We start from the raw sequence: 20,358 nt of genomic DNA on the forward strand, positions 1-20,358 counted from the left end.
GCAGAACGCGGCGCTGGTGGAAGAGGCGGCCGCGGCTGCTGGTTCCCTGCAGGAGCAGGCGCAGCGACTGGCCGAGGCGGTGGCGGTGTTCAAGATCAACGCGGGCGAAGTCATCGAAGTCCCCGCGCATCAGTTGTCCGGTTACGCCGCGCCCACGCTGACGCAGGCATAACGCCGCAAGCAGAGACCTGCCATGGGACCGCGGCCGCGCCTATGCACGGCCGCGGCCCTGCGCTTTGCGGCGCCGCGCGTGCCACGATCGTGCGCACGTTAAGTTTTCGAAAATGTGGTCGTTAAAAACAATAACGTCTGAAAAAGGGCGGTGAACAGTGTTCGAAGGCGGAAGAGGCCACGCGGCCTTCGGCGTCCGATGAACCTGGCGGGGGAACACGTCTAAGCGGGGCGTCAGATCCGGTTTGCTCGTCGATATTCGTTCGCTGCTCGAAATGCTGTAGCCGGAGGCAAGCTGTGCGCGTCAACCTACCCGTCCATAATGTAGAAACCAAGCTGCGCGAGGATCAGTACCTGATTTCGCGTACCGATACCAAGGGCCGGATCGTCTATGCGAATCCGGCTTTCGTCGAGGTCAGCGGCTTTTCCCGTGAAGAACTCATCGGCAAGCCGCATAATATCGTGCGCCATCCCGACATGCCGCCCGAGGCCTACGAAGACCTCTGGGAGACACTGCAGGCCGGCGAATCGTGGCTGGGGTTGGTAAAAAACCGGCGCAAGGACGGCGGATTTTATTGGGTGCTGGCCAATGCGACCCCGATCGTCGAGAACGGCGAGGTCGTAGCCTACTCTTCGGTGCGGGTGCGTCCCTCGGAAGAGCAGATCGAAATGGCGGAGGAGCTGTACGCGCGCATACGCGAGGGTAAGGCCCGGGGCGTGCGTATCCAACGCGGCCGTCCCGTGCGCGCCGGCTGGCGCCGCTGCCTTGATGCGCTGGCGTTTCCTTTCCGGCGCACCGTCCGCAGCCGTATGTTGCGGCAAGCACTGCTATCGTCCGCGATCATGGCAGGCGCGGGCGTTTATGGCCTGAGGGCAAATTGGGCAGACCTGAGCACCGTGGGCGCGAGCGTCGGCTGCGCGGCGATCGCACTGGGCATTCTCGCCATCTTCGGCTCGGGTTGGCGCCTGTCCCGTTCGTTGCTGGATCCCATGGTGGATGCCGCCAACATGGCGCGCCAGGTCGCTGCCGGGAACCTGACCACTCAGATCGTGGCGGATTCGGACGATGAAATCGGGAGCCTGAAGTTCTCGCTGGAAGTCATGCGCAAGAGCCTGATCGGCATCGCGCAGGACGTGTATCGGGGCATCGAAGGCACGACTCATGCCGCAGCGCATATTGCGCGTGGCAATCAGGAACTGGCGGGCCGCACAGAAGGCCAGGCGGCATCGCTGCAACAGACTGCGGCCAGTATGGAGCAGTTGACCTCTACGGTGCGGCAGAACGCGGACAATGCGCGTCAGGCCAACCAGTTGGCCGCCAGCAGCATGGACGTGGCCCGCCGGGGCGGTGTCGCTGTGGGTCAGGTGGTAAACACCATGCACGGCATTTCCGACAGTTCGCGCAAAATTGCCGACATCGTAAGCATCATCGAAGGCATCGCTTTCCAGACCAATATTCTCGCCCTCAATGCCGCGGTCGAGGCCGCCCGGGCCGGGGAATCCGGCAAGGGCTTTGCGGTGGTGGCGGGCGAGGTGCGCAGCCTGGCGCAGAAGAGCGCCCAGGCGGCCAAGGAGATCAAGGGCTTGATCGAGGACTCCGTGGAGCGTGTCACCGAAGGGTCCCAACAGGCCGAGCAAGCCGGCGCCACGATGCAGGATATCGTCGCCGCGGTACACCGCGTGACCGACATCATCGGCGAGATCTCCCAGGCGTCGCAGGAGCAGTCCAGCGGTATCGAGCAGGTGGATACGGCGGTGTCGCAGATGGACGTAATGACGGTGCAGAACACCGCACTGGTCCAGGATCTTGGTGGTGCCGTGATGCAGCTGGGCAATCAATCCAGCGCCTTGCGCGAGACTATCCGCGTTTTCCGCCTTACCGGACAGCAGTAACAACGGATTGATGCGCGGCGATGTCAGGCACCCTCGGGGTGCCTGCATTGCTTTGGGGCCGGTGCCCTGGACTTACTTTCCCGCCAGAGCGTCCGCGACGCGGCTCATGGCGGTAAGGCCTGACTCGAACAGCGATTCCAGGAAGGGGCCGGAATGAGGCAGCACGACGGCCAGAATCGTGACGCCCACGATGAGTGTCACCGGAAAGCCGATAGAGAACACGGAAAGCTGCTGTGCCGCACGGTTAAGGATGCCCATGGCCAGGTTGATCGTGAGCAGGGCGCATATCAGCGGCAGCGCCAGCAGCAAACCCGATACGAAGACGGTCTTACCCCATTCCACCACCACGCCCCAACCGTTCTGATGCAGTTGGATCATTGCAACGGGCAGCGTGTCGAACGAGCGGACCAGCGCGGCAAGCACCAGCAGATGGCCGTCCAATGCCAGAAAAGTCAGCATTGCGATGATATTGAACAGACGGGACAGCACCGCGGTATTGGCGCCCGAGCTGGGGTCGAAGAACGAGGCGAACGACAGGCCCATCTGCAGGCCCACGAATTCGCCGGCGGTCTGGACGGCGGCGAAGACCAAACGCATTGTGAAGCCCATTGCGATGCCGATGAGCACCTGCTGCATTACCATCCACAAGCCCGTAAACGAGCCGGGCGCGATCGGGGGGACCGGGTCCAGCGCGGGGCTGATGGCTACCGCCAGGACAAAGGAAAGGCCGACCTTGACCTTGACTGGAATCAGCGATTCGGAGAAGAGCGGCGCCGTGGCCACCAGCGCCAGGATGCGCACGAACGGCCAGAGAAACTGGCCGATCCAGCCGTTGAGCTGTTCGAGCGTAAAGGCGATCATGGGGGAGGGCCCAGCGTCCGGCGGCGGCCGCAGCTCAGGACACCAGCATGGGGATCTGGCCGATCAGCTGCCGGATGTAGTCGACCATGATGCCGATGAGCCAGGGGCCGAGCAGCACCAGCACGCCGCACATGGCCAGCAACTTCGGAATGAACGACAGCGTCATTTCGTTGATCTGCGTGGCGGCCTGAAAAATACTGATGACCAAGCCTACCACCAACGTGATGAGCAACAGCGGCCCGGCCATCGCCAGGACGATCTTCATCGCCTGGTAGGTCATGGTCATGACGGTTTCGGCGGTCATGGCGATTCTCCTCCAGGAATTATTGGTAGAAGCTCTGGGCCAGCGAGCCCATGAGCAGATTCCAGCCATCGGCCAGCACGAAAAGCATGAGCTTGAAGGGCAGGGCTACCGTAACCGGCGGAACCATCATCATGCCCAACGCCATCAGCACGCTGGCGACCACCAGGTCGATGATGAGGAAGGGGATGAAAATGGTGAAGCCGATCTGGAAAGCGGTTTTGAGTTCGCTGGTGATGAAGGCCGGCACCAGGATGCGCAGCGGCACCTGGGAGGGGTCTTCCAGAGCCGGCTGTTTGGCCAGGTTGGCGAACAGTGACAGATCGTTCTCGCGCGTCTGGTGCAGCATGAAAGTGCGCAGAGGCCCCGCGGCGCGTTCCACCGCGGTTTCGAACTGGATGGTGCCTTCGGACAGCGGCTTGTAGGCGTCGGCGTAGATCTTGTCGAACACCGGCGACATCGTATAGAAGGTCAGGAACAGCGCCAGGCCGATCAGCACGTGATTGGGCGGCGACATGGCCGTTCCCATGGCGTTGCGCAGCAGACCGAGCACGATGATGATGCGGGTGAAGCCGGTCATCATCAGCAACGCGGCGGGCAGGAACGACAGCGACGTCATCAGCAGCAGGGTCTGCATGCTGAGCGAATAGGTTTCGGAGCCGTTCGGACCGGGTGTCGCGGTCAGGGCTGGCAAGGTGGCCTGGGCGACGACACCTGCGGGGAACAAGGCCAGCCCCAGCAGGGCGGCGGCGCCGAGCAGGCGCAGCGCGCCGGACCGGGCGCGGACGGGTGTCGTGCTTGTGGGCAAACTCATGGGTGTCGCTTGGAGGGCGCTGCGCCGCTAGCGGCGCTTGAGCGCCTGGCCCAGCTTGGCCGCGAAGGCGGCGGCGGGCAAGGTCGAAGCCTCCGGCAGTTGGCCGGCGGGCAGGGTATGCAGAGTGTTGAGCTGGTTCGGGCTGACGCCCACCACCAGCCAGGTGTTTTCGACTTCCACCACGACGATGCTCTGGCGCGGGCCGATAGGCAGGCTGGCCACCTGCCGCAGCAGATGACCGCCGCCGCGTTGCGTCAGCCCCGCGCGGCGAGCCAGCCAGGCCGCGGCCAGAATGGCAGCCAGGACCAGGACCAGGCCAATGATGACGCGCAGGAGGGCGGACTCGTTCATGGCGCTTGCATCAGCGGCGGTTGTTCAAGCGGTTGATCCGCTCGGAAGGCGTGATGATGTCCGTCAGACGGATGCCATACTTGTCTTCCACGACCACGACCTCGCCCTGCGCGATCAGGTAGCCGTTGACGAAAATGTCCATCGGCTCACCCGCCAGACCGTCGAGTTCGACCACGGAACCTTGGCCCAGCTGGAGCAGGTTCTTGATGGTCAGGCGGGTGCGGCCCAGTTCAACCGTCAACTGGACGGGCACGTCCATGATCAGGTCGATGTCGGCGCCGGCTCCGCCTGCCGTGCCAGCCAGGGGCTTGAACACGGACTGGGCCGCAGGTTGGGCGGCGGGGGCGGCGGATGGGGCAGGCGCTGGCGCGGGAGCGGCGGGCTCGGCGGCGGGGGAGGCCGCGGCTGTCTGCTCAGCCATGGCGGCGGCCCAGTCATCCTTGGGTTTCAGGCCATCGGCCTGGGTGGGCGGATTGGCGCGGGATTGTTCGGCGAGCGCGTCGGCCCAGTCGTCGGCCGGGGACGAGCCGGTACCAGGCTCGTTCTTGTCAGTCATGGTCAGAGGCCTCGTTGGATTCTGTATCGTGGGTAAACATGTTCTGTACGCGCAGGGCGTACTGGCCGTTGAAGACGCCGTAGCCGCACTCCATCAGCGGCACGCCGTCCACACTGGCAATTATGGTTTCGGGTACGGTCACGGGCAGGACGTCGCCCACCTTCAGGCGCATCAGCTCGCGGATGGAAGAAGGAATGCGGGCAAACTCCGCCACCACGTCGATGTCGGCGCTGCGGACCTGGCGGGAGAGCTGCTGCGCCCAACGCTGGTCCACCTCTTCAAGCGTGGTCTCTTGCAGCGGACGCGTCAGCAGGTCGCGCACCGGCTCGATCATGGAGTAGGGCAGGCAGATATTCAGGTCGCCGCCGGTCGCGCCGAACTCGATGTGGAAGGAGGTGACGACCACCACTTCATTGTTGCCGGTGATACTGGCGAACTTGGTGTGCATCTCCGAGCGCACGTACTCGAATTCGATCGGATAGACGGGATCCCAGGATTTGCCGTAGCTTTCCAGGGTCAGATTCAGCAGGCGCCGGATGATGCGCTGCTCGGTCGTGGTGAAGTCGCGGCCCTCGACGCGCGTATGGTAACGGCCATCGCCACCGAACAGGCTGTCGATGACCAGGAACACCAGGTTCGGGTCATAGGTAAAGAGGGCCGTACCGCGCAAGGGCTTCATCTGAATCATGTTCAGATTGCTCGGCACCGGCAGGTTGCGTTCGAAGTCCGCGTACTTCTGGATCTTGATCGAGCCCACCGTGATGTCGGCGCTGCGGCGCATGAAATTCAAGAGCACGTTGCGCATGTGGCGCGCGAAGCGCTCGTTGATCAGCTCCAGCGTCTGCATGCGGCGCCGCACGACTCGGTCCGGAGAACTCAGGTCGTAGGCGCGGGCGCCGGCGTTCTGGTCCGCGCCTGCTGCTTTGCTGTCGCTTTCGCCGGTGACGCCCGCCAGCAGCGCATCAACCTCGTCCTGCGAAAGAAATGCCTCGTAGGCCATGCTTATTGCACCACGAACGCCGTGTACAGTACGTCGGTGACATACTGGCCGTCCGGCAGGGGCGAGAACGGGCGATTGACGGCCTGCTTGATGGCGGCGGCCATTTCGGTCTTGCCCTGCTGCGTCTGCACGCCGGTAGGCGACTGCGAAGACAGAACCATCAGGATCCGGCTGCGCACTTCAGGCATGTACTTTTCAAGACGCGTGCGGGTTTGCTCATCGCTGACGCGCAGCGTCAGGCCCACGTGCATGATCCGCTCGGTATCCGGGTTCTGCAAAGTGACAGTGAAGGGCTCGATCGGTACGAAGATGGGGGCAGGCACGGCTACCGGGCCAGCAGGAGGCGCGACGAACGTGGTGGGAGTTGCTTGAGGGCCTTGTCCCGCCTGGTCGGGTTGTCCAGGCACCCCAGGCTGGCCCGCTTGGCCGGGCGGTACTTGGCCGACACCGAGTTGCACGGGCGCGCCGCCTTGCTGCGGCTGCATGCGTTGGGTAATGAACCAGGTTGCGCCGGCGCTGGCCGCGGCAACGATGAGCAGGACCAGGATCGCCAGCAAGGGACGAAGAATGCGGCCCATGCCGGAGCGGTTGGAGGCTGCGCGCGCAGGCATGGGTGAAGGTTTGGAAGTCGCCATCTCGGTGTCGATGCGTGTTTTGCCGCTGATGAAAACGGGTTCTTAGTGGATGAAAGCATTCTGCCCCAAATGCCGCCCCCGCTTGGAGGCGAAAAACAGGGCGAAAGCCGCGTATCTCAAGCTATTGCTGCACCGCCCGCAGCCGTGGCCGCGGACAATGCGCATGTTTGTCAGGCGAAGGTGTCCACCAGTGCATTGGCGTTGCGCGCAACCGCCACGGTGGCGGGTGCTTCGGCGACGTTGTCGGCGCCTGCCTGACCTCCGCCGGCATGGCGCTGCGATCCGCCGCCATGCTGTTGTGCGAATTCCTGCTGGGCGGCCTGCTCGCCGACACTGGTCTGGCCCAGGGAAATGCCGGCCTGGGCCAGCGCCTGTTGCAGCTGCGGGATCGCGGTTTCAATCGCCTGGCGTACCGAGGCGTGGGCGGACACAAAGGAGGCGCTGGCCACGCCGTCCGACAGATTCAGGCTGACTCGCAACGGGCCCAGGTCTGGCGGGTCCAGGCGCAGTTCGGCGGTTTGCATGCCTTGACGCGCGCCGTGGCTCATCATTACGACCTGCTGACCGAGTTCGGTACCCCAATGCGTTCCGCCAACAGGGGTGGCGACCTGCAGAACCACCGGGACGACAGGCGCGGCGATGGCAGCCTGGTTTGCCGCGGGAACGGAGACCGCGCGCTGGCCGGCAGCGGCCAGTGCCTGGGCCAGATTGTCCTGGACGGAGCCGCCATGTTGCTGCGCCTGGAATTGTTGTTCGGCGTTGGTCAGGGCGTGGGCGGTCGCCTCGTCGGCATGCTCAGGCAAGGCGGGCTGGCCCGATTCTGCCCGCGCATCGTGTGCGGGGCGGGGAAGTGCGGCTTCGGCGGTGAGGCGCGGCGTTGCGGTCTTGGCAGGGGCAGCGGGGGCCTGAGCCGGCGCTTGTGCGGGCGCGGTGTTGCCAGGCTTGGCGGCCGCGGTAATGACCGGCACGGCAATTTCCGCGTCGCGGGCAGCAAGCGCAGCGGCTGCTTCGGCCTGTGGCGCGGTCACGGCGCCGGCTCCTGCTGTCTGCGCACCGGAGGCTGCGGGAGCAAGGTCCGCAGCGTTCAGTGCGGTGGTCAGGACAGCGGCTCCGCTGCTCATCGCGGCTGCGGCAGCCGCGGCGTTGCCACGCGCGATCTGAACCTGTTCGGCGGCCTGGGCGGCAATTTCCAGGGCTTGCTGCGGCAAGGCGGCATTGGGCTGCGCGGCTGCGACAGCCAGGGCGCCGGCTTCTGCTTGTGCGGCGCTTTTCACTGCCTCGTCGATGCCATTAGCCGCGGCACCCTCGGCGCGGGCGGCGGGCTCGCCGGCATTCTTGCCGCCGGCAGGCGTCTTGGCGCCGTTCTTGGCCGGCCTCGAGTCGGCGGCCTGGCCGGGGCGCTGCTGCGCAGGACGTTGTTGGGCCAGCACGTCGGAGAAGGCGGGGCCTTTCTTGCTCGCGGATGAGGACTTGGCGCCGAGCGCATCGGTGATCGACGACGGCGCCGCGGGCACGATCGAAGGCAAGGGCAGGGGAGCGTTCATCTGGGGCTTCCTGTGAGGTATCGCTTAATGCATGCCGGTCTGGCGCTGGACCAGGCGGGCGGAATATTCGTCGTTGGCGCGCTGTTCGCGACGGGACTCCACAACGGCCTGGGCGCGCAGTTCGCGCTGCGCCAGAGCGTCGTAGGAGTTGAGTTTGCGCTTTTCCTGTTGCCAGTAGAGGCGGCCTTTCGCGAGGTTGTCGTCCGCCTGGCGCAACACGCCTTGTTGCTGGCTGATGGCGTCGTCCAGCGTGCTGATGAAGCGCTGGTAGTTATGGCAGTCGCTGGCCGACATGCCGGTGGTCATCGCCTGCTGCAGCCGTTCCAGGTAGTCCTGGCGGTAGTCGTGCAGCATGGACAACTGGCGCTCGGCATTGGTGCGTTCGGCGCTGAGCCTGCCAAGCAGGCGCGCTGCCTCGTCGGTGCTCTCCTTGGCCAGGTTGATCAGCATGTCCAACGGCAATTGGCTAGGCATATGCATCCCTCAATTCAAAACTGGCGCGCAGCTGGCTGACGGCGGCTTCATAGCCGACGTTCTCGCCGATGTCCTGTTGCAGGAAGGCTTCCAGGCGCGGATAGCGCGCGATGGCATCGTCCAGCTGCGGGTCATTGCCCGCTGCGTAGGCGCCCACGGCGATCAGGTCACGGTTGCGCTGGTATCGCGACAGGCTTTGCTTGAAGCGGCGTACCACGGCAAACTGTTCCGGCGTGATCAGCGAGGTCATTGCCCGCGAGATCGATGCCTCGATGTCGATGGCGGGGTAATGGCCCGCTTCGGCCAAGTGGCGCGACAGAACGACGTGGCCGTCCAGGATGGCGCGCGCCGAGTCGGCGATGGGATCCTGCTGGTCATCGCCTTCGGCCAGCACGGTGTAGAACGCGGTGATGGAGCCCGCCTTGCCGGAAGGCCCGGGCGCGCCCATGCCGGCGCGCTCGACCAGGGTGGGCAGCTTGGCGAAGACCGATGGCGGATAGCCTTTGGTCGCGGGCGGCTCGCCGATCGCCAACGCGATTTCACGTTGCGCCATGGCGTAGCGGGTAAGCGAGTCCATGATGAGCAGCACGTCCAGGCCCTGGTCGCGGAAGTGCTCGGCGAGTCGCGTCGCGTAGGCGGCGCCTTGCAGGCGCAGCAGCGCGGAGACGTCGGCGGGCGCGGCTACCACGACCGAGCGCGCCAGACCCTCGGGGCCGAGGTTGTGCTCTATGAATTCCTTGACTTCCCGGCCGCGTTCGCCGATGAGGCCGACGACGATGACGTCGGCCTTGGTATAGCGGGCCATCATGCCCAGCAGCACGCTCTTGCCCACGCCGGAACCGGCGAACAGGCCCATGCGCTGGCCGCGGCCGACGGTCAACAGGCCGTTGATGGCGCGCACACCCGTGTCCAGCACCGTATCGATGGGCGCGCGAGACAGGGGATTGATCGGCTGGGCGGACAGGGGAGCGAGTTCGGCGCCCGTGAGCGGGCCCAATCCGTCCAGTGGGCGTCCGGCGCCATCCAGCACCCGGCCCAACAAGGCATTGCCCACCGGCAGGTGGCGGCCCAGCTGCGGTTTGGCGTTGCCGTTCAATTCGGCTTTGCGCGGCAGCGGAATCTGGCGTTGGACGGGCGGTTCGCCAGGTACGACGCGAGCGCCGGGCGGCAGGCCTGAGATATCGGCCTGGGGCATCAGATAGAGCGTATGGCCGTCGAAGCCCACGACTTCGGCATCCGCCCAATGATCATGGCCGCGTGCGATCTCGATGCGGGCCGCAGCGCCCACGGGCAGGCGCAGGCCGGTGGCATGCAGCACGAGGCCGGTTGCGCGGGTAATCTTGCCGCTGACCAACCAGGGATCGGTGGACGCTGCGCGGATCGAACCGATCTGCAACTGCGTCTGCCAACGGTCGATGACCGGAACGGCGGCAGCGTTTGCGGTTGCCTGGCCGGGCAGGGAGGAAGCCGGATTGGCGCTCACACCGGCTCCTCCCAGGAGACGTTGCGTCCCAGCGAAGCCGCTACCCGGCGCCAGCGTGTCTGCAAGGTGGCGTCGATGTCACCGAAAGGTGTTTCGGCGCGGCAGCCGCCACGTGCGATGGACTCGTCTGCCAGGACGCGCCAATGGCCTTCCTTGAGTTCGTCCGCCAGATGCAGGCGGATGAGTTCGATGTCCGCGGGGTTTGCCCACAGGCGCATCTGGCCGCCAGCGGTCGGATTGATGTGCAGGACTTCGCGCACGGCGCTGACTACCGTGTCAGGCTGTTCGGCGAGGGTGGTGCGCACGACTTGCTGGGCGATGTCCAGAGCTAGCGTGAGTAGGCCCTGACCCATTTTTTCCTCGAGCGACGCGAGCGACGTGGCGCAAGCCTCGACCAGCGCATGGAGGTGCTGTGCTTCCGCCGCGCCCTGTTCCCGGGCCTGGGCCAAACCTTCCGCATAGCCTTGCTCGCGGCCCGCGGCGAGGCCGGCTTCGTAGCCCGCCTGCTGGCCGGCTTCCAGGCCGGCGGCATGGCCCAGCGCGTGACCTTCCTCGCGGCCTTCGGCAAGCGCCTGGGCACGCAGTTGGGCCAAGACCACCTCGGGGTCCGGACCCGGGTCGGGTTCGGGCTCGGGTTCCACTTCGACGGGCGCGGGCTCGTCGAACGACAGCATCTGCCAGCGCCGCCAGGCGGCGCTGCGCGAGATGAGCGTCGTGGCCCCGCTGTCCATCTCAGACATACGTGTCGTCCCCCTGGTTGCCCAGGACGATCTGGCCGCTTTCCGCCAGACGGCGAGCGATCTGCAGGATCTTCTTCTGCTCGGTTTCGACCTTCGACATGCGGATGGGACCTTGCGCATCCAGGTCTTCGCGCAGCATTTCGGCGGCACGGCTGGACATGTTGCGCAGGAACTTGGCGCGCAGCTCTTCCGGAGCGCCCTTGAGCGCGACCATGAGCGTGTCGTTGTCGATTTCCTTGAGGATGAGCTGAATGGCGCGATCCTCGACGTCCAGCAGGTTGTCGAACACGAACATCTCGTCGATGATCTTCTGCGCCAGATCGTTGTCGCGTTCGCGCAGGCTGGCGACGACGGTCTCTTCCTGGGCGGAGTTCATCATGTTCAGGATCTCCGCCGCCGTGCGCACGCCGCCCATCTTGCTGCGCTTGGCGCCCTGGCCGGCCAAGACCGAATTCAGCACCTCGGTGAGTTCGGACAGCGCCGCAGGCTGCACGCCGCCGAAGGTGGCGATGCGCAGCATTACGTCGTTGCGCAGGCGATCCGTCAGGAGCGCCAGCACGCCGGCAGCGCGGTCCCGCTCCAGATGAACCAGGATGGTGGCGATGATCTGCGGATGTTCGTCGCCGATCAGTTCGGCCACGGTGTTCGGATCCAGCCAGTTCAGCGCGTCGATGCCGCTGCCGCCTTCGCCGGCTTCCAGGATGTCTTCGATCAGGCCTGCTGCGCGGTCGCTGCCCAGGGCCTTGGTCAGCACCGTGCGGATGTAGTCGTCCGAGCCCAGCGTGACGGCCATGAACTGGTCGGCTTCCTGGCGGAATTCTTCCAGTACCACGGCCACGTCGCTGCGCGTGACCTGTTTCAGGCTGGCCATGGCGGCGCCTACCTGCTGGACTTCACGCGCGCTGAGGTACTTGAAGACCTCGGCCGCGGCGTCCTCGCCCAGCGACATCATCAAGACGGCGCTGCGCGTCATGCCGTCCAGCGGAGTGGAATCATTTTTCATCTTTGCTCATCCAAGTGCGCAGAACCATGGCGACGGCGCGCGGATCCTTGCTGGCCATCGTGCGGGCGCGTTCCAGGTTGTCCTGGTAGCGATCCACTTCCTTGGCGCGGGCCGCGTCCTGGGCCTCGCGTGCCGCTTCCAGGCGTTCTGCTTCAGCCTGTTCGGGGTCAACCGGCGGGTAGAGGTAGTCGCCAACCGTGCGGCGCAGCATGCGATACAGCCACAGCGCCAGCACGCCACCGACCAGCCAGGCCAGGATCGTCTTGAACAGCGAGATCATTTCCGGATCGCGCCACATCGGCACCGGCGGCGGACCATCGTTGAACTGACTGTTGACCAGGTTCAGCGAATCGCCGCGGGTTTCGGAGTAACCCATGGCTTCACGGACCAGATTGGTCAGTTTGTTCAGCTCTTCAGGCGGCAGGGGTTGCAGTTCGCCGTCCTTGTCGCGGATGTAGTTCACGACCACGGCCACCGACAGGCGCTTGAGGTTACCCACCGGTTGCTTGATGTGGCTGATCGTGCGGTCCACCTCGTAGTTGGTGGTGGCGTCGCGGCGTTCATTCAGATTGGCGGTGACAGCCTGCGTACCCGTCTGCTGTTGGGTGTTGGCCGGCTGTTGCGGCTGGCCGGGACGGGGCGGTTGCGGTTGCGGCGGATTGGCGATGGGCGCCTGGGGATTGGCGGGCGCCTGGTTGGACAGCGCGCCGGGCACGCCTTGGGCGGGATTGACGCCGCGCTGGGTCGAATCGCTGGTCTGCTGGCTGCGCACCGCGGCCTGGCCAGGTTCCTGGTTCGGGCGGTAGACCTCGGACGTTTCTTCGCGGCGGGCGAAGTCGACGTCGGCGCTGGCCTGGGCGTGCACGTTGCCCGGGCCCACCAGCGGGTTGAGGATCGTAAGAATGCGTTCAACGGTGCGCTGTTCCATTTCGCGCACGAACCGCATCTGGTCGGCATCCATGCCTCGACCTTCACCCAGCGGCGCCGACAGCAGGCGGCCGTTCTGGTCGACGATGGAGACGTTCTCGGCGGTGAGTTCAGGGACGCTTGAGGCCACCAGCCACGAAATGGCCGAGACCTGCGCATCGCTCAGGCTGCGGCCCGGGTGCATGTTGAGCAGCACCGACGCGGTGGGCGCCTGGCGTTCGCGCACGAACAGCGACTGGCGCGGCATGGCCAAGTGCACGCGGGCATGCTGCACGGTATGCATGGCTTCGATCGAACGCGCCAGTTCACCTTCCAGGCCGCGCTGGTAATTGATCTGTTCCGTGAACTGGCTGGCGCCGAAGCGTGCGTTGTCCATCAGCTCGAAGCCGACGGAGCCGCCGCGCGGCAATCCCTGGGACGCCAGCTGCAGGCGGGCGTCGTAGACGCGGTCGGCCGGAACCAGCAAGGCAGTGCCGTTCTCGTTGTAGCGGTAGGGGACGTTCATCGTTCCCAGAGCCGCCACGATGGCGCCGCCGTCGCGATCGTCCAGATTGGAGAACAACACCTTGTACTTGGGTTCGCTGCTCCACATCGCCACGGCGACGATGACTGCGACGAGCGCCGCCGCCGCGCCCAGCAGGACGGGCTTGGGCAGCGCGCGTACCTTCTCCAGCACGGGGAATTTCGTCAGCAGCGACGAACTCAGGGTAGCCTGCTGGTTCATTGGCGGCCCCCGCTGGCCACGCGGAGCTGGAAATGGGACTTCATGTCTGGGTAGGGCAGATTACACATGCAACGTGCTTCTGGTCTGGGGAGAGCGTGGATTATTGCCCCTGAGACGTCCATCCCAATCGTTGAAAACAGCCGGTTTTTGGCGTTACTTATCTCCTATGTCCCCAACAAGGAGCGCGTGGCGTCCGCCCCCGCGGAAAGATGGGCCGCGCATTCAAGGAAATGTCGGGTTTTTTGGCGGTTCTTGTCGGCTATGGGCCGGCTGCATTGGAGTTACGCTGTGTCCAACATTGGCGTAATCCCATCAGTAAGGAATCAGGTAATGGCTGTATCAGGCTTGTCCGGCATCGAAAGCATGCTTCAGCAAATGCGCGCGGTAGTAAGCAAGGCGGAGACGGGTAACCTCGCCGCGGGGGAAATGGTCGGTCAACCCGACGGTTTTGCCGCGGAGCTGCAGCGTTCCATTCGCCGCGTGACCGCTGCCCAGAACGCCGCCACCGCGCAGGCCAAAGCCTTCGAGCTCGGCGCACCGGATATTTCCCTCAACGATGTCATGATCGATATGCAGAAGGCCAGTATCGGCTTCCAGACCGCGGTGCAGGTGCGCAACAAGCTGGTTGCGGCCTACAAGGAAATCTCCTCGATGGCCGTCTGACGCAGGTTTCATGGCTTGCGCCTTTCCCCATGAGCGGAAGCGCAAGCCAGTTCAGGCCGTGCGCGTTCGGCGCGCGGCCGCTTGATATCCTGTCAATTGCGCTGGGCGCCTTTTTCGAGGCGCCAGACAACCTGCTGCAGCCAGTTCTCCTGGCGCGCGTCCAGGTTCAAAAAGACGGCCCCCAGGTGGCTGACGGGTGGTTCGCCGGTGAGCGAAACATGTTTGGGGGCTGGTTCGTCCGGGTTGGAAGATTGCACCATCGGCTGCCCCGAGACCGGATACACATTGCGCACTTCCAGCTTGGCGCTGAGCTTGCCTTGGTCGCCGAAATCCAGTTGCACGTTTTCCATCACCGTACCGCGTTCTGGCAGGGCAGGCACCGCCAGTCCCGCGCGCAGGCCGACGCCGTCAACCGAGATGTCGCGTATCGTGAACGAGTAGGGTTTGTCTCCGGGAGTGGCCTGCCAGCTTGCGCGGCATACGTTGGCTGCGGCGATCAGGGAGGCGCGGAACATCTTGCGGCGCTGGATACGGGCAAGGCGTTCCGGGAAAGGCGATACCAGCGCGGCGCTGCCGTCGTCGAAATGAATGATCTGAGGCCGCTGCACGCGAAAGCGGATCTGGACGCCGCCATAGGCGGTGGCATGGAAGTGGAAGGTGGTGCCGCTAAGCAAACCCATTGAGTCGGACTGCTCGAAGTCCGCGCCGGCGTAATCGCGAGGCCTCCAGAAGAATTCGCCGGCCTGCTTGTCCACGCCGAGTACCAGGACTGCCATCTCGCGATCCGCGGCGTCGCGCACCAGGATGTGGCTGTCAGGGTGGGTCAGCTCGAACAGGGCCGATCGCATGTCTTCGGGCCGGGTCAGCAGGAACTCCGGGTCGCTGGCATCCAACACGTTGGTCTTCCTCAGGTAATAGGGTCATCAGGCGGGCGTAGCGGGTTCAGGGAACTCGCGCGATTCCAGGCGGTAGAGCCAGGCCAGCAATTCTGCCACCGCTACATAGAGTTGGGGAGGAATATGTGCGTCCAGGTCCACCTGCATCAGCAGGCCGACCAGCTCGCGCGACTCGTGAACGTAGAGGCCGTTTTCCTGGGCGGCGCGGACGATGGTATCCGCAAGCTGGCCGTAGCCCTTGGCAACGACGCGGGGGGCTCCGTCCTTGTCTTCATAGGAAATGGCAACCGCCGCGTTGCGATTGGCATTCGGATCCGATGCGGGGGGCAAAGCAGGGCGGTTCATCAGATGTCGCCGAGGATTTCGGGGCGCGGTTCCACCACGCTGACCGTCAGGTTGCTGAGTGTCAGGCCCGCCGCAAGCAAACGCGAACGCAACGTGTCCGAGGAGTCATTGATCTCGGCTGCGGCGTGAGGAGCAATGAGCTGCAGGACGATCTGATCTCCAGCCAGATTCAGTCGGGCGTCCACCAGACCCAGGCGCGGCAGGTCCAGCTTCAGGCGCGTCGCCCAGGTGGAAGCCGTCGAACTCGGATCGCCGCCATAGGGGTCGCGCTCGACCTCCCATTCCATGGGCGTGCCGGGCCAGGCTTCGCCTTGCCAGGTCAGTGCCTGGTTGGCCAGCACGTCCAGCTGCTGGCGCACGAGCACCGTCAGGTCCTGATGTATGCCGCTGATAGGCGCAGCGGAAGCGGATCCGCCCGACGCGCCATGGCTGGGGCCGGCGTCGGCGCCCGAACGGCCGCCGGCGGCCGCGTCGGCGCGCGGGCGCGTAGTCGCGGCGTCCTGGGCGGGGGCATTCTTGCCGAGCGCCGCCTGGGGTTCCTTGCGCAGCTGTTCCGGCGTCGCGCGGCCGAAGACCATGTCCGTCAGATGGGACTCATAGAACAGGCCGCTGCCTTGCAAGGCCTGGCGCAAAGCCTGTCCCAGCGCGCGGGCGGAGGGGCCGCCGGCGGCCAGGGTCGTTTGCGCTGCGGCGTCTGTTCCCTTTGCTGCATTGGCGCTGTCGCCGTGCCCGGCTGGCCGGTCCGGCCTCGTACTTGTCGTGGGCGCGTCGCCGTCGAGCGCTGCCGCGACCGAAGCCGCCAGGGCGGAAGCCGTTTGAGCCGGCGCCTGCGCGGGCGTCTGTCCGGCGGACGGCATCGGTGTCTGGGCGGCGGCTTGCGAGGGCAATGCGCCGGGGCTGGCGGCAGCCTGCCCGGCGGACGGGTTGGCTGCCCAGAGCGGGGCGCGGCCTTGGATCGCGGGCGCGGCTTCCGGGAACTGGGCCAGCAGCGCGAGTATGGTGCGCGCAGTCGAGCCTAGTGTCGTCGGGGCAGAGGCGGTAGTGTCGCTGCTGGTGACCAAGCCGCGGGCGGCCAAGGCCAGTGCTGCAGCTGTTTTGGGGTCGACGACAGTATTCTGGCGGTCGCCGCGGGCGCCGCCAGTCTGTATGCCTTGCCGTGGGTCGCGGGTAGATCCGTCCGAGGGGCCGGGCTTTTCCAGATTGCCTGGCTGGCTGACCGCGTCAGGCCGTGCGCCCGAAACCTGATTGGCGCTGGCGGCGGACATTGTCGTGCCTAGCACGGCGTCCAGCCGCTGCACCAGGACATTGCCGAGTGCGGCGGGACCTACGCTCATTCTTCAGGCGCCTGGTAGCCGTAGGCGGACAGCAGGGTTTGCTGGCGCTTCATGCGTCCCAGCAAGTCCCCAAGGCGGGCCAGTTGGGGAAGTGCCAAATCCCGAGTCAGTGCGTCGTTGTCAAGAATGCGCACGAGCAGGTCGTACTTCATGGCGCGGCCAGCTTCGTCCAGCGGCACGGACTGCTCGGTCTGGCGCAGGCGTTCTACCAGCTCACAATATTGTTGTCCGTGGACCATCGCTCCATCCCAGTCGCCGGCCTGGGCGGCTGCTAGCATTTCTCCCGTGATGAGAGCGATCTCCTGGTAGTGTTCCAGGATGGGGGAGGTGTACTGGGTCGTGGACGTCATGGAAATCTCGGGCGTTCGATTGCTGGACGGTGCGTATGCAGTGCCGTCAAGGCTGCACGCCCCCGGCAGGGCGATCAATGGATGTCTGCCAGGCCTCGGCCAGATCCGCCAACAGGCGATCCGCCGTTTCGAGCGCTTCCGGATCTGCTTTCAGGTTTGCCATCAGCAGCGTGCGGACAATGTAGTCGTACAGGCGGGCGAGGTTGGCGGCGATTTCGCCGCCCGCCTCCATGTTCAGGCCGGTTTTCAAGCCTTCGTCGACAATCTTGATGGCCTTCGAGATGGCTGCGCCCCGTTCCGTGATCCTGCCTTCCTGCAGGTGGAGGCGAGCCTGCCCGATTGCCGCCCGGGCGCCCATGTACAGCAGCGAAATCAGCCTTTCCGGGCTGGCCCCCAGGATTTGTGTTTCCAGGCCGATCTCGGCGTAGGAACGCACGGAATAAGATCCGGTCGGGCGGCGGGCGGCATAAGTCATCGATACATCTTCTGTAGGTTACTTGGACTTGCTCAGGGCTGCGAATTGTTGAGTCAGATAGTTGGCAGTGGCCGTTTGCTGAGACACGAACTTCTCCAACGCAACGAACTGGGCGCGCATGGTTGCCATGGAGGCGTCGCTGCTGGCTTTGGCTCGGGTGAGCTGATCCTTGACATCTTTGATGGATTCGGTCAGGCCTTCCTGACGAATCTTGATTGAGCCGTTGTCGCCCAACATGCTTTTCGCGGCTGCCGTGAACTGCGCAGTAAGGCCATTCGTCGAGGTCATAATGCGCTTGACGTCGGCGGGGTTTTCGACCAGCGCCTTGTCCAGTTGCTTCTGATCGACCTTCAACGTGCCGGTCTTCGGGTCAAGCGTGACACCCAGGTCAGCCAACGACCGCAGAGTTCCTTCCGACGTCACGACTCGCAGTGCGTTGGACATGGTGGACTGGATACTACGGGTTGTGGCGTCACCGGTAAGGGCCTGATTGGTTTCTGCGACAACGTCGAATGCGGTGTGCTTGGCAATCGTGTTTTGCAGCGAGTTATATGCGGTGACGAATTCCTGAACCGCCTTGCTGGCGACACTGGTGTCGCTTTCCAGCTTCAGGGTGACTGTCTTACCAGCTTCGGTCGTGGCCGTCAGGTTCAAGGTTACGCCATCGATAGCGGTGGAAATGCTGTTGCTACCACTCTTGATGGGGATGCCGTTGACTTCGATCTCAGCGTCCACGGGGACTGTCTGTTGCGCCATCTTCGGGTTGAGATCGGCCGGGTCCGTGTTGTAGTTCAGGATGTCCTTGAGTTTTTGATCGCCGGTGACCGTGATCGACTTCACCGATGCCTGTTCGCCTGTGTCCTTGGCGCTCAGCATCAGGTAGCTGTTGCCGCTGCCGTCATTGATGATGCTGGCCCGTACTCCGACCTTGTCATCGCTATTGATCGCACTGGCGATGCCGTTCAGCGAAGTGTCGTTTTTCAGGTCGATGGTGCGGGTTTCGCCATTGGTCAGTTCAATCGTGAATGAGCCGGTCGCACCATTGAACGCCTTTCGGTCCGCAACCAATCCGGATTGGAGGGTGTGTGCGGTGGCCAGCTTGTTCACCTTGATGGAGTACTCCCCCATGGTGGCGCCATCGGTGCCCACAGTCGCGGTCAAGCCGTTGCCCGAGACGTTGGCTTTTACCGCGTCCAGGACGGAATTCTTGCCCAGTGCTTCAGCGGCTTTCTGCACGGCTTCCACCGCGCTTTGAATTTGGCCAAAGGCGCTTACGCGGGCCTCGTAGCTTGCCTGGCGGGTCGTGTACAGGCTCAGCTTTTTGTCCTCTGCAGCTTGAAGCTTGGTGAGGATCTCCTCCAGAGGAAGTCCGGTGGTCGAGCCGAGGTTGGTGATGGAGGCCATGTGAAATTCCTTCCTAGCGATGCGATTCTGTCAAAAATACGAAGCCGGCGATTGGCCGGGTAAGGGCATAAGGCGGGCCTAATTCGGCGCTTCCAAAGCGTCGACCGCTCAGCGGTAGATCAAATCAAAATTTGGGGCCGTATTACGCCGAAGTCTTAATACCGTTGCCTTGCATGTTCACGATCATCTTGGCGATTTTCAGCAACGTTTCGCTGGGGATCGTGCGGATGACATCACCAGATTCTGCGTCTACCACAGAAACCACGACCTGGTGCACATTGGGGTCGATCTCAAATTTCAACTGCGTGGACCAAGACTTCATTTGGTCGTTGATTTCGTCCAGAGCCTTGTCCAAGGGAAGCTTCTGCGAATCGGATTGGTCCGACGTTGCGCTGTCCGAAGCTCCGCTGTTCGTTGCGGCGGCCGCGGGCACGACGCTCACGGCGGGGTCCGGCGCGACCGGTGCGGCTGCGACCGGGGCGGGTGCAAACGAGGCGGGGGCTAGCGGGGTTACGGCCATGATCACTCCAACGGCGATGTGGGCGTCTCGGAGGAACGCGCTGTTTTCAGGGAATTCTCAGCTACCATTACGGCAGGCCCGCAAGGAACTTTAGCCGCCGGCGAGCCAAATGTTTCACGTGATAAACAGTTCGGATCGGGCAATGAGTGTCAAGACGGCGCTGCGAGTTATCGAAATAATCGAAACCTATGCCCGCGAAAAGCGCGCGCTCCCTCTATCTGAACTGGCCCGCTTGCTGGATGTACCGGTATCGAGTTGCCTGGCGCTGATCCGAACCCTGACGGGGTTGGGCTATCTCTATGAAACCGGGCGGCGCCAGGGCTATTACCCGACGGGCAGGCTGCTTGCCATGGCCCAGCGCATCGCTCGCGCAGATCCTGTGTTGGACCGGGTCTATCCCAGTCTTGCAGAATTAAGGGACGCAACGAGGGAAACAATTGTTTTCGCCAAGCTGAGCCAGGATGGGCGAGTGGTCTATCTGGATGTGCTGGATTCGCCCCATACCATCAGATACGCGCCTGTTGCGGGCGAATTCAAGGACGTTCACGCAAATTCGCTGGGAAAGGCCTTGCTATCCCTGCTGGACGAACCCGCCCGCGACGCCATGCTCGCAAGCATGCCCATGACGCGCCACAACGAGCGCACCTTGGTTACCCGCGAGGCCTTGCTGGCTGACCTGGATCTGTCCCGCCAGCGCGGTTGGTTCATGAATAGCGGGGAATCGATAGCCGACGTGGGAGCGATTGCCTGGCCCGTTACCTTGTCCGGCGAACATTATGCGATTTCAGTAGGCGGACCGATCTATCGGATCGAGCCGCAGCAGGAGGCGTATGCGCGGATACTGCGGTCGGCCTGCACGGCGCTGGAGCAGCAGGCCTGACAGGCAGGCCTTGC

General features: G+C 64.3%; 23 protein-coding genes and 1 pseudogene. 4 read left to right on the plus strand and 20 right to left on the minus strand.

Going from position 1 to position 20,358, the window contains the following annotated elements; all coding sequences use genetic code 11:
- Window positions 1–172, plus strand: a pseudogene (locus tag VCS63_RS12290) (methyl-accepting chemotaxis protein); the annotation flags it as partial.
- 296 nt (window positions 173–468) lie between these two features.
- Entirely contained in the window at window positions 469–2,064 is a 1,596-nt protein-coding gene (locus VCS63_RS12295; RefSeq protein WP_063640872.1) for a PAS domain-containing methyl-accepting chemotaxis protein, read from the plus strand.
- 72 nt (window positions 2,065–2,136) lie between these two features.
- Here the strand turns inward: VCS63_RS12295 and fliR are convergent, their stop codons facing one another.
- The 13 genes from fliR to fliF form a co-directional block, all read right to left on the minus strand.
- On the minus strand, window positions 2,137–2,925 hold the full coding sequence (fliR, locus tag VCS63_RS12300) for a flagellar biosynthetic protein FliR (protein ID WP_063959830.1): 789 nt from the start codon (window positions 2,923–2,925) through the stop codon (window positions 2,137–2,139).
- A 34-nt stretch (window positions 2,926–2,959) separates the two neighbouring features.
- A complete protein-coding gene (gene fliQ, locus VCS63_RS12305; protein WP_042793294.1) occupies window positions 2,960–3,229 on the minus strand; it encodes a flagellar biosynthesis protein FliQ in 270 nt (89 codons plus the stop codon).
- Between the two features lie 19 nt (window positions 3,230–3,248).
- A complete protein-coding gene (gene fliP, locus VCS63_RS12310) occupies window positions 3,249–4,040 on the minus strand; it encodes a flagellar type III secretion system pore protein FliP (RefSeq protein WP_063640868.1) in 792 nt (263 codons plus the stop codon).
- 27 nt (window positions 4,041–4,067) lie between these two features.
- Window positions 4,068–4,391: a flagellar biosynthetic protein FliO gene (fliO, locus tag VCS63_RS12315; RefSeq protein WP_323879909.1), complete on the minus strand. Its 324-nt coding sequence runs from the start codon at window positions 4,389–4,391 to the stop codon at window positions 4,068–4,070.
- Window positions 4,392–4,401: 10 nt separating this feature from the next.
- Window positions 4,402–4,947 carry a flagellar motor switch protein FliN gene (gene fliN / locus VCS63_RS12320; RefSeq protein ID WP_323879911.1) on the minus strand — a complete coding sequence of 182 codons (546 nt, stop codon included), beginning with the start codon at window positions 4,945–4,947 and terminating at the stop codon, window positions 4,402–4,404.
- Window positions 4,940–5,947, minus strand: coding sequence for a flagellar motor switch protein FliM (gene fliM, locus VCS63_RS12325; protein WP_175198922.1), 1,008 nt, complete (start codon window positions 5,945–5,947; stop codon window positions 4,940–4,942). The genes fliN and fliM overlap by 8 nt, the downstream gene beginning before the upstream one ends.
- A 2-nt stretch (window positions 5,948–5,949) precedes the next feature.
- Entirely contained in the window at window positions 5,950–6,582 is a 633-nt protein-coding gene (gene fliL, locus VCS63_RS12330; protein ID WP_162726347.1) for a flagellar basal body-associated protein FliL, read from the minus strand.
- 170 nt (window positions 6,583–6,752) lie between these two features.
- The gene (locus tag VCS63_RS12335; RefSeq protein WP_323879915.1) at window positions 6,753–8,126 is read right to left on the minus strand and encodes a flagellar hook-length control protein FliK; all 1,374 of its coding nucleotides are present in this window, start codon (window positions 8,124–8,126) and stop codon (window positions 6,753–6,755) included.
- Window positions 8,127–8,150: 24 nt separating this feature from the next.
- Window positions 8,151–8,600 carry a flagellar export protein FliJ gene (gene fliJ / locus VCS63_RS12340; RefSeq protein ID WP_063640930.1) on the minus strand — a complete coding sequence of 150 codons (450 nt, stop codon included), beginning with the start codon at window positions 8,598–8,600 and terminating at the stop codon, window positions 8,151–8,153.
- The gene (fliI, locus tag VCS63_RS12345; protein WP_323879917.1) at window positions 8,593–10,083 is read right to left on the minus strand and encodes a flagellar protein export ATPase FliI; all 1,491 of its coding nucleotides are present in this window, start codon (window positions 10,081–10,083) and stop codon (window positions 8,593–8,595) included. Before fliI ends, fliJ begins: the two co-directional genes overlap by 8 nt.
- Window positions 10,080–10,823 carry a flagellar assembly protein FliH gene (gene fliH, locus VCS63_RS12350; RefSeq protein ID WP_042793300.1) on the minus strand — a complete coding sequence of 248 codons (744 nt, stop codon included), beginning with the start codon at window positions 10,821–10,823 and terminating at the stop codon, window positions 10,080–10,082. The genes fliI and fliH overlap by 4 nt, the downstream gene beginning before the upstream one ends.
- A complete protein-coding gene (gene fliG / locus VCS63_RS12355) occupies window positions 10,816–11,826 on the minus strand; it encodes a flagellar motor switch protein FliG (protein WP_042793301.1) in 1,011 nt (336 codons plus the stop codon). Before fliG ends, fliH begins: the two co-directional genes overlap by 8 nt.
- Complete coding sequence (fliF, locus tag VCS63_RS12360; protein ID WP_063640855.1) at window positions 11,816–13,477, minus strand: flagellar basal-body MS-ring/collar protein FliF; 1,662 nt, start codon at window positions 13,475–13,477, stop codon at window positions 11,816–11,818. The genes fliG and fliF overlap by 11 nt, the downstream gene beginning before the upstream one ends.
- 330 nt (window positions 13,478–13,807) lie before the next feature.
- On the opposite strand from fliF, the gene fliE reads away from it, so the two are divergent.
- A complete protein-coding gene (gene fliE / locus VCS63_RS12365; protein ID WP_063640853.1) occupies window positions 13,808–14,140 on the plus strand; it encodes a flagellar hook-basal body complex protein FliE in 333 nt (110 codons plus the stop codon).
- 92 nt (window positions 14,141–14,232) lie between these two features.
- Here fliE and VCS63_RS12370 read toward each other — a convergent pair whose 3' ends face one another.
- The 7 genes from VCS63_RS12370 to VCS63_RS12400 form a co-directional block, all read right to left on the minus strand.
- A complete protein-coding gene (locus VCS63_RS12370) occupies window positions 14,233–15,036 on the minus strand; it encodes a flagellar brake protein (RefSeq protein WP_063640851.1) in 804 nt (267 codons plus the stop codon).
- Between the two features lie 27 nt (window positions 15,037–15,063).
- A complete protein-coding gene (locus VCS63_RS12375) occupies window positions 15,064–15,381 on the minus strand; it encodes an EscU/YscU/HrcU family type III secretion system export apparatus switch protein (protein WP_063640849.1) in 318 nt (105 codons plus the stop codon).
- Window positions 15,381–16,715, minus strand: coding sequence for a flagellar hook-length control protein FliK (locus VCS63_RS12380; protein ID WP_063640848.1), 1,335 nt, complete (start codon window positions 16,713–16,715; stop codon window positions 15,381–15,383). The genes VCS63_RS12375 and VCS63_RS12380 overlap by 1 nt, the downstream gene beginning before the upstream one ends.
- Window positions 16,712–17,065 carry a flagellar protein FliT gene (locus VCS63_RS12385; RefSeq protein ID WP_063640847.1) on the minus strand — a complete coding sequence of 118 codons (354 nt, stop codon included), beginning with the start codon at window positions 17,063–17,065 and terminating at the stop codon, window positions 16,712–16,714. The genes VCS63_RS12380 and VCS63_RS12385 overlap by 4 nt, the downstream gene beginning before the upstream one ends.
- Before the next feature lie 46 nt (window positions 17,066–17,111).
- On the minus strand, window positions 17,112–17,540 hold the full coding sequence (gene fliS, locus VCS63_RS12390) for a flagellar export chaperone FliS (RefSeq protein WP_063640846.1): 429 nt from the start codon (window positions 17,538–17,540) through the stop codon (window positions 17,112–17,114).
- An 18-nt stretch (window positions 17,541–17,558) separates the two neighbouring features.
- On the minus strand, window positions 17,559–18,944 hold the full coding sequence (gene fliD, locus VCS63_RS12395) for a flagellar filament capping protein FliD (protein ID WP_175201735.1): 1,386 nt from the start codon (window positions 18,942–18,944) through the stop codon (window positions 17,559–17,561).
- Window positions 18,945–19,086: 142 nt separating this feature from the next.
- Window positions 19,087–19,464: a flagellar protein FlaG gene (locus VCS63_RS12400; protein ID WP_308023991.1), complete on the minus strand. Its 378-nt coding sequence runs from the start codon at window positions 19,462–19,464 to the stop codon at window positions 19,087–19,089.
- 142 nt (window positions 19,465–19,606) lie between these two features.
- Here VCS63_RS12400 and VCS63_RS12405 point away from each other — a divergent pair, with 142 nt between their 5' ends.
- Window positions 19,607–20,344, plus strand: coding sequence for an IclR family transcriptional regulator (locus VCS63_RS12405; RefSeq protein WP_063640929.1), 738 nt, complete (start codon window positions 19,607–19,609; stop codon window positions 20,342–20,344).
- Window positions 20,345–20,358 lie beyond the last annotated feature (14 nt).

This window comes from Achromobacter sp. D10 (assembly GCF_035282245.1).
Lineage (GTDB): Bacteria > Pseudomonadota > Gammaproteobacteria > Burkholderiales > Burkholderiaceae_B > Achromobacter > Achromobacter insolitus.